The sequence below is a fragment of the Anaeromyxobacter paludicola genome (assembly GCF_023169965.1).
Lineage (GTDB): Bacteria > Myxococcota > Myxococcia > Myxococcales > Anaeromyxobacteraceae > Anaeromyxobacter_B > Anaeromyxobacter_B paludicola.
The window spans coordinates 3,978,305-3,993,158 of the sequence record NZ_AP025592.1 but is presented as its reverse complement, the minus strand read 5'-3'; the positions used below and the strand labels follow the sequence as shown (position 1 = coordinate 3,993,158).

The following is a 14,854-nucleotide window of genomic DNA, read 5'->3' as shown; positions in this document are numbered from 1 at the left end:
TCGCGTCATGGCCCGAAGGACGCCGGGGTGCGACGCGCGAGCGCCCGCTCAAACCGAGGGAGGCTCGTCAGTGACTGGCATTGCGCCTGCCTCCCCGGCCCTACCGCCTCGCCACCCGCGCCTCGGCCCAGGGGGTCTCGAGGATGAGCCACTGGCGCGGGCTATCGGGGGCGGCGTAGGCGAGCGCGAGGTCGCCGGGGAACCCCTCCAGCGGGAGCGAGCCGTCGGGCCCGAGCGGGAGCAGGTCGTAGAACAGGTAGCGGCGCGCGGCGGGGTCGGCCGGCGAGCCCATGTGGGCGAGCGCGGAGCCGTCGAGCACCACGTAGCGGACGCGGTGATCGCGGAGCCAGTCGAGGAGCTCCTGCGCGGGCACCGGCTTCTCGTCCCAGCTCGCGGAGACGATGAGCTGCTCGGCGCCGGGGAGGAGCCAGCTCGCCTGCAGGTGGGTGCGGGCGTCCACGGCGTAGGTCTCGCCGGGGCGGACGTGGGCCACGAGCCAGTCCTCGACGGCGGCCATGCCCGGGGGCGGCGTCATGGCGGGGGCGTGGAGCAGCGCGGTGGCGGCGACGGCCCCGGCGGCGCAGAGGGCGGTGCGGCGGACCAGCGGGCGGGGCGCGGGGGCCTGCAGCGCCTCCCAGAGGCGCGAGGCGAAGGCGGGGACGAGCGTGGTCGCGACGAGCGGGAGGAAGTAGCGCGAGTTGGCGCCGCTGGCGCTGAAGGCGACGAAGAAGGCGTAGCTCCAGGCGCAGTGGACGAGGAGGAACGTCCGCGCCGGGCCGCGGGGCATGCGCCAGAGCCAGCGCAGCGAGATCACGAGCGCCGCCAGGGCGGCCACGATGAGCGCGACGTGGACCGGGCCGCCGGGCGTGGGCGCCACCAGGGCGAAGGCGTCGAGGAGGTTGAAGCTCACCTCCCCCACCCCGCCCACGACGCGCCAGGCGAGCGCCCTGGGCGTCACCTGGGCCACCCAGGCGAGGAAGCCGTCCGGCAGCTTGTCGTAGGCGTGCGGGGCGAAGACCTCGGCGAAGTCGGGGAGCTTGTCGATCCAGACGAGCCGCGAGTTGAACTGGTAGAGCGGCGTGTGGAAGAGCCGCACGTTCCGGCAGAGGAGCGGCGAGGCGGTGACGAGGAAGGCGCCGCCGAAGAGCCAGGCGCCGCGGTGGACGAGGGCGCGCCACCGCTGCTCCACGAGGAGCGCCAGGGCCACGCAGACCGGCAGGAAGATCGCCGTGCCCTTGGTGAGGAACGCGAGCCCGGAGAAGACGCCGCCCGCGAGCCAGGGCCAGGGCCGCCCGGGCCGCCGCAGGCCGTCGAGCACGGCGCCGACGGCCTGGGCCCAGAGCGCGACGAGCAGGGGCTCGCACCACTCGCGCGACGCCACGTTCACGAAGGTGCGGCCGCAGGCCAGCAGCAGGACGGCGACCAGCGCCGGCCCCTTCCCGAAGTGGCGGCGGATCACCTGCCAGCAGGAGAGGAGCGCGACGACGCCGAGGGCGAGCGTCAGCAGCTGCGCGTCGCGGTGGTAGCCGAGGTCGGGGCGCGCGACGAGCGACAGGAGGGCGAGGAAGAGCGGGTGGCGGTTCGACTCGGTGTAGCGGTGCCCGGCGTAGAGCTCGCGCAGGAGCCCCAGCGGGCCGCCGAGGGCCCGGATCTGGTGGCCCATCTCGAGGTACCCGACGTCGTCGAAGTACGGGTAGCTGTTGCGCCACGCCTCGGCGCCCGCGAGCGCGAGGAAGAGGACGCAGGCGAGCGCGACGACGAGCTTCTCGGCGCGCGGGCTCGGCGCGGGGACGGGGAGGCCGGCTTCGTTCACCGGCGCAGACTAGACCGGGGCCGGGCCGGGGCCAAGCGCGCGCGGCCCTCCGGCGCTACCGGCTCGCCTTGGCGCCGCCGGCGCCGCCGCTGCCGCCCTTCTGCGGCCCCTTCTCCAGCTTGGAGATGAGCGCCTCGACGCCGTCCTTGTTGATGATGCGCGCGAAGGACGAGCGGTAGTTCGCGACCGTGGAGACGCCGTCCACCACGATGTCCTCGATGCGCCAGCCCTCGGACCCCTTGCGCATGGCGTAGCTGATCTCGGTCGGCTCGCCCTGGATGGTCATCTCGGTGGGCACCTTCACCACGTCCTCGCCCGCCTTCTCCTCCGGCTTGTAGGCGATCTCGGTGGAGCGGTAGCCCTCCACGTCGCCGGTGGTGGCGCTGCGGAAGCGCTTCTCGAAGGCGCCGATGAGCCGCTTGCGCTGGCTCTCCGTCATCTTGTCCCAGTTGTGCCCGAGCGCCGCCTTCGCCATGGCGCGCAGGTCCACGGTGCGGGTCAGGAGCTTCTCCAGCTTCGCGCGCACGGCCGGCGTGATCGCCTCGCCCTTGGGCGGGAGCTCGGCGCGCACCTCGGCCGCGCGGGCCTGGAGCGCCTCGGTGGCGGAGCCCGGCGCGGCGGCGACGGCGAGGAGGAGCGCTAGCGCGAGGGACATGGATCGGTTCCTTTCCTGGGTGAGACGCCGGCGACCTGGTCGAGCTTGGCCCGGGCCACGAGGAGATCGTAAGCCGCCTGGACCTGCTCCACCTGCGTCTCGACATAGCCGGCGTAGGCGTCGAGCAGCTCCTTCGGCTCCGCCACCCCGGCCTCGAAGTCGAGGCCGGCCGAGCGGAACCAGCTCTTGCCCGAGCTGAGCGCGGCGCGGGCGGCGGAGAGCCGCTCCCTCGCCTGGACGACGTCGGCCACCGCCGACTCCACCTGCACGGTGACGAGGCGCATGAGCCCCTCGCGCTGGCGGCGCAGCGTCTCGCGCTCGGCGCGGACCTTGCGCGCCTGCGCGGTGAGGAGCGGGAAGGCGAGGTCCTGCTTGACGCCGAGGGCGACGCCGCCGCCGACGGTGTTGAAGGGGTCGTAGGCCCAGGGGTTGAACTGCGGCGAGCGGTTCGGCGCGTAGGCGAAGGTGAAGCTCCCCCCGAGGAAGAGCTGCGGCTTCATGGCGCCGTAGGCGGCGTCGAGCTCGGCGTCCTTGGCGAGGAGCCCCTGCTCGAGCGCGAGGAGGTCGGGCCGGTGCTGCACCGCCGCCGCGCGCGCCTCCTCCATCGTCGGCGCGGGGCCGGGGTCGAGCGGGAGGGGCGCGTCCTTGAGGACCAGCTCCTCCGGCAGCATGGCGGCCGTGGCGGCGAGGCCGTCGTGCGCGAGGGCCAGGCCCCGGGAGGCCTCGGCGCGCCGCTTGCGGAGCTGCGCCTTGTAGAGGTCGAGCCGGTACCGGTCGGCCTGCTTCACCGAGGCGTCCCCGGCCTCGAGCGCGTCGGCGAGCTGCTTCTCCACCTGGGAGAGGTTCTTCTCCACGTCGTCGCCGATGGCGAGGAGCTTCCTCGCGGCCGCCTCACCCCAGTAGAGCTGCACCACCCGCTGCTGCAGCTCGGCCACCTTGTCGGTGACGAGCAGCTCGCGCGCCCGGACCCCGGCGTCGGCGGCGTCGCGCGCCGCGTCGAGCCGCCCCCAGGTGTAGAGCGGCTGGACGACCTGCAGCTCGAACCGGACGAACGGTCCCAGCCCATCGAGCGTGCGGTTGGTGGAGGTCTCGGGGTGGAGGATGGTCCCCTTGGCCTCGGGCACCGGCCCGCCGAGGAAGGTGAGGGAGGCGCTCGGGAGGATGCGGGCGGCCCGGGCGATCGACTGGTCGGCCTCCGCGGCGCGCAGCTCCGCCCGCCGGATGGCGACCTCGTCCCCGTTGCGCGCGGCGAGGGCGAGCGCGCCGTCGAGATCGACGGGCCCGCAGACCGGCGCGGCGCCGAGCAGGAGGGAGAGGGACAGGGTGAGGAGCACGCGCACTCCGGCGAGTTCGATGGACGGGCAACCTACTTGGCAAGACTGGCGAAGTTCAAGTATTTAAGGGCGCGCGTGAAGGACGAGCTCCTGGTCTGGGTCAATTCCCCCGCCACCACCTGGCTGCCGCTGGTCGGCTTGACCGGCGCGCTGTTCGCGACGCTCCTCGCCTTCGGCCTGAAGAGCGCCATCCACGGGCGGCCCCACTCGGCGCGGGTCGCCCAGACCGGTGGGACGTTCCTGCTCGGCGAGTTCTTCATGGAGTGGGGGCTCTGGGTATTTGCCCCCTTCGCCCGATTCGCGGTCCGCCTGGGGCTGCACCCCGACACGCTCTCCTGGACCTCGCTCGTCCTGACCATCGCCGCCGCGGCCCTGATCGGGCAGGGCGCGTTCGGGCTGGGCGGCTGGCTGCTGCTCGTCGGCTCCGCGTGCGACTCGCTCGACGGCTCGGTGGCGCGCGCCCGCGGCCTCGCCTCCGACGCGGGCGAGACGCTCGACGCCGTGATCGACCGCTGGGCCGAGATCGCCACCTTCTTCGGCTACGCCTACTACTACCGCGACGACCCGATGGCCTTCTCCATCGCCTGCGCGGCCTGCGCCGGCGCGGTGCTCGTGAGCTACACCCGCGCCAAGGGCGAGGGCTTCGGGATCGACGCCAAGATGGGGACGATGCAGCGCCACGAGCGCGCCGCCTACCTCATCACCGCCACCATCCTCTCCTCCATCGCCGAGGTGGTCTGGCCGTCCGCCGGCCGCCCGCGGCACCTGCTCGTGCTGGGCGCCCTCGCGCTCATCGCCATCTTCGCGAACTGGACCGGCGCCCGCCGCACCGCCTACATCCGCGCGGAGCTGCGCAAGCGATGAGCTCCCTCACGCCGCAGGCGGAGGGCTGGGCGGCGGAGGCCGGCCGGATCGCCCGGGCGCAGGCTTCGTCCGCCCTCGCCACCTTCGTGGACTGGGCGCTCATGACCTCCCTCGTCGCCCTCCACGTGCACTACCTCGTGGCCGCCTGCGTGGGCGCCCTCGCCGGGGCCGTCACCGACTTCTCCGTGAAGAAGTGGTGGGTGTTCGGCGCCGGCCACGGCCTCATCCACGCCCAGGCGCTCCGCTACGCGGCGGTGTCGGCCGCCTCGGCGGGCTGGAACGTGCTGCTCGCCTGGGCCATCGTGGACCTCGCCGGCGTCCGCCCGGCCGGCTCGCCCGTGCCGGGCGTGATCCTGGCCTCGCTGATCGTCGGCTTCGTCTGGAACTACCCGCTGCACCGCCACTTCGTCTTCTCCCGCTCCACAGGGCACGCCTCGACATGAAGAAGATCCAGCTCCGCACCGAGATCCCCGGCCCCCGCTCGAAGGAGGTCGTCGCCCTCGAGCAGCAGCACCTCTCCCCGGGGCTCCAGGGCTTCGCGCTCTGGGCCGGGGTCGCCATGGCGAAGGGCCAGGGCTCGACCCTCACCGACGTGGACGGGAACGTCTACGTGGACCTCATCGGCGGCATCGGCGTGAACGCGCTCGGCCACTGCCACCCGCGTTACGTGGCGGCCCTGCAGCGCCAGGCCGAGACGCTCACGGTCGGCAGCTTCACCTCCGAGCCGCGGGCGAAGCTCGTGAACGAGGTCTGCGCCATGGCCCCGGCCGGCCTCGACCGGCTGCAGCTCTACTCGGGCGGCGCCGAGGCGGTCGAGTCGGCCCTCCGGCTGGCGCGGCATCACACCGGCCGCTCCGAGGTGGTCTCGTTCTGGGGCGGCTTCCACGGCAAGACCGCCGGCGCGGCGGCGCTGCTCGGCACCCCGGCCCGCGACGGGCTCGGCCCCCTCCCGGCGCACGCCACCCAGATCCCCTACGCCGACTGCTACCGCTGCCCGTTCCGCCTGGAGCGGGCGAGCTGCGACCTCGCCTGCGCCGACTTCGCCCGCAAGGCGATCAAGGCCCAGCCGGCCGGCCCGGTCGCCGCGGTGATCATGGAGCCGATGCAGGGCACCGCCGGCAACGTCGTCCCGCCGCCGGAGTTCGTGGCCGCGGTGGCGGACGCGGCGCACGAGGTGGGCGCGCTCTTCATCGCCGACGAGATGATCTGCGGCTTCGGCCGCACCGGGAAGCCGTGGGGCGTGTCGCACAGCGGCGCCCGCCCGGACATCGTCACCCTCGGCAAGGGCTTCGGCTCCGGCTTCCCGGTGGCGGGCGTGCTCACCACCGACGCCATCTCCAGGGCGAAGCCCTGGTCGAACCCCTCCGGCGCCTCCTCGAGCTACGGCGGGAACGCGCTGGCCGCCGCGGCCGCGCTCGCCTCGGTCTCGGTGATCCGCGAGGAGAAGCTCTGGGAGAACGCCGAGCGCGTGGGCGCGGCGATCCTCGCCGAGCTCCGGCGCATGCAGGAGCGCCACCCGTTCATCGGCAAGGTGGACGGCGCCGGGCTCTTCCTCGGCGTGGAGCTGGTGAAGGACCGGAAGACCCGCGAGCCGGTGGACGGCAAGGTGATGCAGCAGGTCTACCGGGACTGCGTGAAGAAGGGGCTGCTCGCGATGAGCTACTCCCCCCACCTGCGGCTGCAGCCGGCGCTCACCATCGACGCCGAGACGGCGCTCGAGGGGCTGGCGGTCCTCGACGAGGTCTTCGCCGAACTGAACCGGAGCGGCGCCTGGCGCTAGCCTCCGCGCGTGCCGCGGGCGCGCCGACGGAATAAGGAGCAAGTGAGATGACGGGAAGGACGAGCTCGGGTCGGCGCCTCCGCGGCGCCCTGGTCGGCTTCGGCTTCATCGGGGCCAAGGGGCACGTGCCCGCCTACGCGAAGCGGGAGGACGTCGAGATCGTGGCCGTGGCCGACGTCTGCCCGGCTCGCCGCGAGAAGGTGGCCGAGCAGCTGCCGCGCGCCCGGGTCTACGAGAGCCACGAGGCGCTCCTCGCGGCCGAGCGGGAGCTCGACTTCCTGGACGTCGCCACCCCGCCCTGCGACCACGCCGCCATCGCGCGCGCCGGGCTCGAGCTCGGGCTCCACGTGCTCTGCGAGAAGCCGCTCACCACCACGCTCGCCGACGCCGCCTCGCTGCTCGAGACCGCGAAGCGCGCCCGCCGCGTGCTCTTCCCGGCCCACAACTACAAGCACGCGCCGGTGGTGCAGGCCATCCGCGAGATCATCGCCAGCGGGAAGATCGGCAAGGTGCGCTCGGTGACCCTCGGCACCTACCGCAACACCCACGCCAAGGGCGTCACCGAGTGGAACACCCACTGGCGCCGCCAGGTCCGCTACTCCGGCGGCGGCATCGCCATGGACCACGGCAGCCACAGCTTCTACCTGACGTTCGACTGGATGGGGGCCTGGCCGACCGCGGTCACCGCCAAGATGTCGAACCTCGAGCCGCAGAAGTACGACACCGAGGACAACTTCTCGGTCGTGCTCACCTTCCCGAACGGCCTCGCGCACGCCCACCTCACCTGGACGGCGGGCGTCCGCAAGGTCCAGTACTCGGTGCAGGGCGACCAGGGCGCGATCACCGTGTCCGACGACGACCTCGAGATCGCGGTGATGAAGCGGACCGGCGGCGAGGACGTGGCGCAGGGCAACGTCACCTGGGAGTTCGAGAAGCGGACCATCGCCTCCGACTGGATGGACGCGAGCCACACCCGCTGGTTCAACGCCATGTTCGACCAGTTCCGGGCCGCCATCGACCGCGGCGACTACGCCGGCAAGGAGGCGCAGGACGCCTACCGGTGCATCGAGATCATCACCACCGCGTACCAGTCCGCCGCGCAGGGCTGCCGCGAGCTCCCGCTCGGCGTCCCGCCGGACGAGGCGGTCCGGAGCGGCAGGTGAGCCGAGGCGATCGGGCCGCCGGCGAGGCGGGCACCGCCCCGGGGGAGGCCCCGGAGGGCGGGGGGCCGGCGACGGAGACCTGGAGCGATCGCCTGGTCGCCTTCCTGGTCCGCTGGCGCAAGCCGATCCTGGTCCTCGCGGCCGCGCTCACGGTCGCGGGCGGCTGGTACACCCGCCAGCTCTACGGCGACCTGCGCTCGAGCGTGGAGGAGCTCCTCCCGGAGAGCGCGCCGTCCGTGGTGGCCGCGCGCACGCTCGGGCCCAAGCTCCACACGGTGACGCACCTCTCGATCGTCTTCGAGGGGAAGGACGGCGACGCCCTCGAGCGGCTCGCCGACGACGTGGTGGCGAGGCTGCGGCAGCTGCCGAAGGGCATGGTGGACTCGGTCGAGTACCGGACCGACGCCCAGTCGGAGTTCATGCACCGGTTCGGCCCGCTCTACCTGCACCTCGACGACCTGCGGGAGATCCAGCGGCGCATCGACGCCCGGGTGGCCTGGGAGAAGCAGAAGGCCAACCCGCTCATGGACCTGCTCGGGGAGAACGACCCGGGCCCGGCCCCGCCGCTCGACTTCTCCGACATCGAGAAGAAGTACGAGGGGGCCACCGGCCTGCTCTCGAGCTTCCGCAACGGCTACTACCAGACGCCGGACGGCCGGATCCTCGTGATCCTGGTCCGCCCCCCCGAGCTCATGGGCGGCTACGAGGCCAACAAGAAGCTCGTGAAGGCCGTCAAGGAGACGGTCGCGTCGATGCAGCCGGCCCGGTACGACCCGAGCGTCAAGGTCGGCTACGACGGCGAGGTCGAGTCGCTGCTCGAGGAGCAGGACGCGCTCGTCGCCGACCTCGCCTCCTCCACCGCGGTGGTCGTCGTCTTCGTGCTCGGGGCGCTCTGGCTCTTCTACCGGCGCTGGCGCGCCATCTACGCCATCTGCGCCGCGCTGCTCGTGGGCTGCTCGCTCACCTTCGGGGCCGCCTGGTTCCTGGTCGGCCACCTCAACGCCAACACCGCCTTCCTCGGCTCCATCGTCCTCGGCAACGGGATCAACGTCTCGATCATCCTGGTGGCGCGCTACCTGGAGGAGCGGCGGCTCGGGGTGCCCATCCTCCCGTCGCTCCAGGTCGCCTGGCGCGGCACGCTCGCCGCCACCTTCGTGGCCTCCTTCGGCGCCGGGCTCGCCTACCTCTCGCTCTCGGTCACGAGCTTCCGCGGCTTCAGCCAGTTCGGGCTCATCGGCGGCGTGGGCATGGCGCTCTGCTGGGTGACCGCCTACCTCCTCATCCCGCCGCTCGTCGCCACCATCGACGGCCGCCACCCGGACGAGCTGCCGCGGCAGGCGCCCGGGTACGTGGGCCTCTTCGCCTCCACGCTGGTGCAGCGGCACGGCAAGGCGATCCGCTGGGGCACGGTGCTCCTGCTGGTCGCGGCGGCGGGCGGGATCCTCTCCTACCGCGGCGACCTCATCGAGTACGACCTCTCCAAGCTGCGGGCCGCCAAGAGCGCCCGGAGCGGCTCCATGTTCTGGGGCCGCAAGGTGGACCAGGTCTTCAAGGCCTACCTCACGCCCATCGTGGTGCGGGCGGAGACGCCCGAGGAGCTCGAGCGGGTGGTCTCCACCATCGAGCAGAGCCGCAAGGCGCTCGGCGCCGGCGACCCCATCCGCGAGATCCGGACGCTGCAGAACGTCATCCCGGAGCACCAGGACGAGAAGCTGCCGCTGCTCGACAAGCTGCGCCGCTCGCTCAGCGACCAGCGGCTCTCGAAGCTCCCGCCCGACCAGCGCAAGCTGGCGCTCGAGCTGCGCCCCCGCCCCGACCTCCACCCGGTGACGGTCGCCGAGCTCCCCTCCTCCATCTCCGTCCCGCTCACCGAGCGCGACGGGACGGCCGGCCGCGTGGCGCTGGTGTTCCCGCGCGTGGTGGGCACGCTCGGGCCGAAGCAGCTCTCGGAGATCACCGGCCTCGTGCGCGGCTCGATCGAGCGCTCCGGGGTGCGGGCCCAGGCGGTGGGCGAGTCCCTGCTCTTCAACGACATCGCCGGCGCCATCTGGAGCGACGGGCCGCGCGCCACCTTCGCCGCGCTCGCCCTGGTCTGCCTGCTCGCGACGCTGGTCTTCGGCCGGCTCCGCCCGAGCCTCTGGACCGTCGGGAGCCTGCTCGTGGGCGTGGCCTGGCTCCTCGGCGCGGCCGCGGCGGCCCGGGTCCGGCTCAACTTCCTCAACTTCGTGGTGCTGCCGATCACCTTCGGCATCGGCATCGACTACGCGGTGAACATCGTCCAGCGCTGGCAGCTCGAGGGCGAGGGCTCGATGTGCCGCACCGTGCGCGAGACCGGGGGCGCGGTGGCGCTCTGCTCGGCCACCACCATCATCGGGTACGCCTCGCTGCTCGTGGCCGACAACCGCGCCCTGCGCGGGTTCGGGCTCCTCGCCTCGCTCGGCGAGGTGGCCTGCCTCACCGCCGCCCTCCTCGTCCTCCCCGCCTGGATCGAGCGCGGCGATCGATGTAGGACGGAGTAGGCGTTCCGTCCGGGCGGTCGCTTGACGCGACGCCTCCCGTTCGATACTCACGCAGCGCGGCGCCGAAGGGCCCCGGAAAGGGCGGAGAGTCAGGAACATGGCAGACATCTTCGAGAAGTGCGTCAACTGGAAGGACGCCGACCTCGCCAAGCTCGCGGGCCACTACGCGTACTACCGGGTCATCCAGGAGACCGACGGCACCGAGGTGGTGATCGACGGCAAGCGGGTCATCATGGCCTGCTCCAACAACTACCTCGGGCTCGCCAACGACCCCCGGGTCAAGGAGGCCGCCGCCGAGGCCTCGCGCCGGTGGGGCGCCTCCACCTGCGGCTCGCGCGTGCTCAACGGCACCACCGAGCTGCACGACGAGCTCGACCACCGGCTCGCGAAGTACCTCGGCCGCGAGGCCGCGGTCACCTACTCGACCGGCTTCGGCACCAACGTCGGCGTCCTCTCGTCGCTCATCCTGCGCAAGGACACCATCTTCGCCGACCGCATGGTGCACGCCTCGCTCGTCGAGGGCATCCAGGCGGCGCTCGGCGACTGCAAGCGCTTCCGCCACAACAACATGGACGACCTGGAGCGGCTGCTCGCCAGCGCCGATCCGGACTCCGGCAAGCTCATCGTCGTCGACGGCATGTACTCGATGGAGGGCGACCTCGCGAACCTGCCGAAGATCGTCGAGCTGAAGAAGAAGTACAACGCGCGGCTCTTCGTGGACGACGCCCACGGCTTCGGCGTCCTCGGCGAGGGCGGACGCGGCACGGGGGAGCACTTCGGGCTGCACGACGAGGTGGACCTCCAGATGCTCACCTTCTCGAAGTCGCTCGCCTCCATCGGCGGCTGCATCGCCGGCCCGAAGGAGGTCATCAACTGGCTCAAGCACAAGTCGCGGCCGCTCGTCTTCTCGGCCTCGATGACGCCGGGCGCCGCCGCCGCCGCGCTCAAGAGCCTCGAGATCATCGAGCAGGAGCCGGAGCGCCGCGCGCGGCTCTGGGACATCTCCGAGCGGCTCCACCGCGAGCTGCGCGGGATGGGCTTCGACACCGCGCCGTCGGTCACCCCGGTGCTCCCGATCGTGATCGGCGACCAGACCCTCTGCCTCTCCTTCTGGCGGAGGCTCACCGACGCCGGCATGTTCGCCTCGCCGGTGGTGAGGCCGGCGGTCGAGAAGGAGCTGGTCCGGACCGTCTTCACCGCGACCCACACCGACGAGCAGGTGGACCGCTCGCTCGACATCTTCCAGCGCTGCGGCCGCGAGATGGGGGTCATCCCCTACAAGAAGCCCTCCACGCGGGTGGAGGTGAAGATGGCCCGCCCCGGCTGCAACGGGTTCTACTCGTCGGCCGAGGACGGCATCACCGCCATCTCGGTGGAGCGCAGCCCGGTGAAGGGCAGCCTCGGCGTGGGCGAGGTGCTCCAGCAGTCGGACCGCCCGCTGTCGGAGCGGCTCGGCGACGTGGTCGAGATCATGACCTGGCGCGCCCTCAACGCCGGCCCCGAGGACGTGAAGAAGCTGGCGGAGCTGCCGACCACCCTCTGGCAGCAGCGCCGCCGCCTGCGCACCAAGCTCATGGGCGCCGGCGTGAAGCTGCTCCAGCGGCGCCAGTCCGGCGGCCGCACCGCCGACCGCGAGTAGCGGAGCGAACTTGCAGGATCCGAGGCACGACATGGTCCAGCCCGCCGTCACCGAGCACCCGGCCACCCAAGGCCAGCCCGCCCGCCCCGACCCGGAGGTGGAGGTCGTCTCCGTCCAGTCCGGGCTGGAGAAGGACGCCTTCATCCGGCTGCAGTGGCAGATCAACAAGGGCGATCCGAACTGGGTCCCGCCGCTGCTCATGGAGCGGCACGAGTTCCTCGATCCGGCCAAGAACCCGTTCTTCAAGCACTCCGAGGTGGGGCTCTACCTCGCGCGGCGCGGCGGGGAGACGGTGGGGCGCATCGCCGCCGTCAACGACCGCAACTTCAACGCCTTCCACGGCTCCAAGACCGCCTACTTCGGGCTCTACGAGTCGGTGAACGACCCCGGCGTCTCCGCCGCGCTCTTCGGCGCCGCCAAGGCCTGGGCGCGGTGGCGCGGCCTCGACTCGATGATCGGGCCGCTCAACCTCTCCACCAACTACGACTGCGGCCTCCTGGTGGACGGCTTCGACACGCCGCCGTACCTGCTCATGCCGCACAACCCGTACTACTACGCCGACCTCTTCGGCGCGTGCGGGCTCAAGAAGTCGAAGGACCTCTACGCCTTCGAGCGCACCGCCGCCGAGCCGCCGCCCGAGAAGTTCGCGAGCATCGCGGAGAAGGTGCGCAAGCGCGAGGGGCTCCTCGTCCGGCCGGTGAACCTGAAGGACTTCGAGGCCGAGGTGGCCCGGCTCAAGGCGGTCTACAACGCCGCCTGGGAGAAGAACTGGGGCTTCGTCCCCATGACCGACGCCGAGTTCGACAAGCTCGCCCGCGACCTGAAGCAGCTCGTGGCGCCGGGCCTGTGCCTCGTCGCCGAGGCCCACGGCGAGCCGGTGGCGTTCTCGCTCACGGTGCCCGACTTCAACCAGGCGCTGAGCCACGTGGACGGCCGGCTCACCCGCTTCGGCCTGCCCATCGGGCTCGCCAAGCTCATGTACTACTCGCGCCAGATCGACCGGGTGCGGCTCATGGCCCTCGGCGTGATCGAGCGCTACCGCAAGCGCGGCATCGACGCCGTCCTCGTGGTCGAGACCATCCAGCGCGCCCGCCAGCTCGGCTACAAGGGCGGCGAGATCTCCTGGACGCTCGAGGACAACCACCTCATCAACCGCGCCATCGAGGCCTGCGGGTGCGTCCGGCACAAGACCTACCGGATCTTCGAGACGCCGGTCGAGTAGGACGCGTCCGCCCGGTCCGGCGGGCGCCGGAGGGATCCCCGCGGTGAAGGTCCTCGTCACCGGCTCGACCGGCTTCATCGGCCAGCACGTCTGCCGCGTCCTGCTCGCGCGCGGCCACGCGGTGCGGGCGCTGGCGCGCAACCCCGCCGCCGCCGCGCCGCTCTCGGCGGCCGGCGCCGAGGTGGTGAAGGGCGACGTCTGCGAGCCCGCCACCCTGCCCGCGGCGGTGGAGGGCTGCGAGGCGGTGCTCCACCTCGCCGGCGTGGTGAAGGCCCTCGGCCGGCCCGCCTTCTTCGCGGTCAACGCCGGCGGGACGCGGCACCTCGCCGACGCCGCCATCGCCGCCGGGGCCACCCGCTTCGTCCTCGTCTCCTCGCTCGCGGCGGCGGGCCCCTCCACTGCGGCGCGGCCGCGCACGGCGGACGACCCGCCGGCCCCGGTCTCGGCCTACGGCGAGAGCAAGCTCGCCGCCGAGGCGGTGCTGCGGGACCTCGCCTTCCGGCTCGAGGCGACCGTGGTCCGGCCGCCCATCGTCTACGGCCCGGGCGACCGCGAGGTGCTGCCGCCGCTCCTCGCCATGGCCCGCGCCGGGCTCATCGTGAAGGCCGGCCTCGCCGAGAAGCGCTACAGCGTGGTGCACGTCGAGGACCTGGCGCAGGGGATCGCGCTCGCCCTGGAGCATGGGCGCCGGCTCGGGCCGGCCGGCGGCGAGGGCGTCTACTACCTCGACGACGGCGCGACCTACACCTGGGAGGAGATCGGCCGCGCCGCGCTCGGTCCGCTCGGGGTCTCGGGCCGCGTCCTCGCCCTGCCCGAGGCGGTGAGCTGGGTCGCCGCCGCCGGCGCGACCGCCTTCGCGCAGCTGCGCCGCAAGGCGGCGGTCTTCTCGCTCGACAAGGTCCGCGAGATCCGCCAGCCCTCCTGGACCTGCGACGCCTCCCGCGCCCGCAGCGAGCTCGGCTACGCGCCGCGGTTCCTGCTCGGCGAGGGGATGCGGCAGACGCTGGTGGCCGAGGGGCACCTCGCGGGCGGGCCGGCGCCCTCGCCGTGATGCCCCGTCATGGTCACCCGGTGACCATGACGGGCGCGTGGACCTCGCGCCGCCCGGCTCACCCCTTCGCGATCTTCTGCGCGGCCTCGCGCAGGATCCCGATCACCCGGCGGAGCTCCTCGACCGCGGCCCCGCGGCGCGACCGCACCGCCTCGCGCAGCGCATGCACGGCGTCGTGCAGCTCGGCCCGCTCCGGCGCCCCGCGCGCGTCGCCCTCCACCTCGTCGGCGAAGGCGTCGCGGACGCGCGCCATCCTCTCCCCGATGCGGGCGAGCTGCGCGAGGAGCGCGTCGGCCTCGGTCCGTCGCGCCGCGAGGTCCTTCGCGCCCTCCTCGGTGAGCCGGTAGCGCTTGCGCGCGCCCTCCGCCTCGGAGGCCGCGAGCCCCGCCTCCTCGAGGTAGGTGAGCGCCGGGTAGATGACGCCGGGGCTCGGCGTGTAGAAGCCGCCCGACCGCTCCTCGACCGCCTTGATGAGCTCGTAGCCGTGGCGGGGCGCCTCGCCGATCAGGGCGAGCAGGAGCAGCTGCAGGTCCGACGACGAGAGCTTCCGCCCCGCGCGGAACCCGAAGTCGCCCGGATCGCCGCCGCGGCCGAAGCCGAACGGCCGCCCGTGGCCGTGGTGACCGTGGCGGTGACCGCCGAAGCCGCGTGGCCCGCAGGCCCACGGGCCGAAGCCGGCCTCCGCGAGGCCCTGCTCCATCGCGTGGTGAAACCGATGTCCGAAGTGCATGTGCGTTCTCCTCGAAGCGGACGGCGCCGCGCCGCCCTGATCGCTCGACGTATCGAACGATACAGTCACTAGATATGTCGTACG

General features: G+C 72.9%; 12 protein-coding genes. 8 read left to right on the top strand and 4 right to left on the bottom strand.

The genetic code is table 11. The annotated features are described in order from the left end of the window. Positions 1–100 precede the first annotated feature (100 nt). The 3 genes from AMPC_RS17795 to AMPC_RS17785 are packed head-to-tail and all read right to left on the bottom strand — an operon-like array spanning position 101 to position 3,808. On the bottom strand, positions 101–1,813 hold the full coding sequence (locus tag AMPC_RS17795) for a glycosyltransferase family 39 protein (RefSeq protein WP_248342827.1): 1,713 nt from the start codon (positions 1,811–1,813) through the stop codon (positions 101–103). 55 nt (positions 1,814–1,868) lie between these two features. Further along, positions 1,869–2,468 (bottom strand): MlaC/ttg2D family ABC transporter substrate-binding protein, encoded by a 600-nt coding sequence (locus AMPC_RS17790; protein ID WP_248342826.1) that lies wholly within the window; start codon positions 2,466–2,468, stop codon positions 1,869–1,871. Next, positions 2,453–3,808 (bottom strand): TolC family protein, encoded by a 1,356-nt coding sequence (locus AMPC_RS17785; protein ID WP_248342825.1) that lies wholly within the window; start codon positions 3,806–3,808, stop codon positions 2,453–2,455. Before AMPC_RS17785 ends, AMPC_RS17790 begins: the two co-directional genes overlap by 16 nt. A gap of 30 nt (positions 3,809–3,838) precedes the next feature. Between AMPC_RS17785 and AMPC_RS17780 the strand changes: the two genes are divergently transcribed. The 8 genes from AMPC_RS17780 to AMPC_RS17745 all read left to right on the top strand — a co-directional run bounded on the left by AMPC_RS17780 (position 3,839) and on the right by AMPC_RS17745 (position 14,040). Beyond that, positions 3,839–4,666, top strand: coding sequence for a CDP-alcohol phosphatidyltransferase family protein (locus tag AMPC_RS17780; protein ID WP_248342823.1), 828 nt, complete (start codon positions 3,839–3,841; stop codon positions 4,664–4,666). Then, positions 4,663–5,109 (top strand): GtrA family protein, encoded by a 447-nt coding sequence (locus AMPC_RS17775; protein ID WP_248342821.1) that lies wholly within the window; start codon positions 4,663–4,665, stop codon positions 5,107–5,109. Before AMPC_RS17780 ends, AMPC_RS17775 begins: the two co-directional genes overlap by 4 nt. Beyond that, complete coding sequence (locus AMPC_RS17770) at positions 5,106–6,446, top strand: aspartate aminotransferase family protein (RefSeq protein ID WP_248342819.1); 1,341 nt, start codon at positions 5,106–5,108, stop codon at positions 6,444–6,446. The genes AMPC_RS17775 and AMPC_RS17770 overlap by 4 nt, the downstream gene beginning before the upstream one ends. Before the next feature lie 47 nt (positions 6,447–6,493). Then, positions 6,494–7,609: a Gfo/Idh/MocA family protein gene (locus AMPC_RS17765; RefSeq protein ID WP_248342818.1), complete on the top strand. Its 1,116-nt coding sequence runs from the start codon at positions 6,494–6,496 to the stop codon at positions 7,607–7,609. Next, complete coding sequence (locus AMPC_RS17760; protein WP_248342817.1) at positions 7,606–10,128, top strand: efflux RND transporter permease subunit; 2,523 nt, start codon at positions 7,606–7,608, stop codon at positions 10,126–10,128. Before AMPC_RS17765 ends, AMPC_RS17760 begins: the two co-directional genes overlap by 4 nt. 97 nt (positions 10,129–10,225) lie before the next feature. Beyond that, positions 10,226–11,767 (top strand): aminotransferase class I/II-fold pyridoxal phosphate-dependent enzyme, encoded by a 1,542-nt coding sequence (locus AMPC_RS17755; RefSeq protein WP_248342815.1) that lies wholly within the window; start codon positions 10,226–10,228, stop codon positions 11,765–11,767. A gap of 31 nt (positions 11,768–11,798) precedes the next feature. After that, positions 11,799–12,989 carry an N-acetyltransferase gene (locus AMPC_RS17750; RefSeq protein ID WP_248342814.1) on the top strand — a complete coding sequence of 397 codons (1,191 nt, stop codon included), beginning with the start codon at positions 11,799–11,801 and terminating at the stop codon, positions 12,987–12,989. A 43-nt stretch (positions 12,990–13,032) separates the two neighbouring features. After that, positions 13,033–14,040: an NAD-dependent epimerase/dehydratase family protein gene (locus AMPC_RS17745; protein WP_248342813.1), complete on the top strand. Its 1,008-nt coding sequence runs from the start codon at positions 13,033–13,035 to the stop codon at positions 14,038–14,040. A 58-nt stretch (positions 14,041–14,098) separates the two neighbouring features. Here AMPC_RS17745 and AMPC_RS17740 read toward each other — a convergent pair whose 3' ends face one another. Further along, positions 14,099–14,770 carry a PadR family transcriptional regulator gene (locus AMPC_RS17740; protein WP_248342812.1) on the bottom strand — a complete coding sequence of 224 codons (672 nt, stop codon included), beginning with the start codon at positions 14,768–14,770 and terminating at the stop codon, positions 14,099–14,101. Between the last annotated feature and the right edge of the window lie 84 nt (positions 14,771–14,854).

Excerpts from the sequence above, each read along its gene's own strand:
- AMPC_RS17740 (WP_248342812.1), bottom strand. The coding sequence starts at position 14,770 with ATGCACTTCGGACATCGGTTTCACCACGCGATGGAGCAGGGCCTCGCG.
- AMPC_RS17790 (WP_248342826.1), bottom strand. The coding sequence starts at position 2,468 with ATGTCCCTCGCGCTAGCGCTCCTCCTCGCCGTCGCCGCCGCGCCGGGC.
- AMPC_RS17755 (WP_248342815.1), top strand. The coding sequence starts at position 10,226 with ATGGCAGACATCTTCGAGAAGTGCGTCAACTGGAAGGACGCCGACCTC.
- AMPC_RS17750 (WP_248342814.1), top strand. The coding sequence starts at position 11,799 with ATGGTCCAGCCCGCCGTCACCGAGCACCCGGCCACCCAAGGCCAGCCC.
- AMPC_RS17770 (WP_248342819.1), top strand. The coding sequence starts at position 5,106 with ATGAAGAAGATCCAGCTCCGCACCGAGATCCCCGGCCCCCGCTCGAAG.
- AMPC_RS17765 (WP_248342818.1), top strand. The coding sequence starts at position 6,494 with ATGACGGGAAGGACGAGCTCGGGTCGGCGCCTCCGCGGCGCCCTGGTC.
- AMPC_RS17775 (WP_248342821.1), top strand. The coding sequence starts at position 4,663 with ATGAGCTCCCTCACGCCGCAGGCGGAGGGCTGGGCGGCGGAGGCCGGC.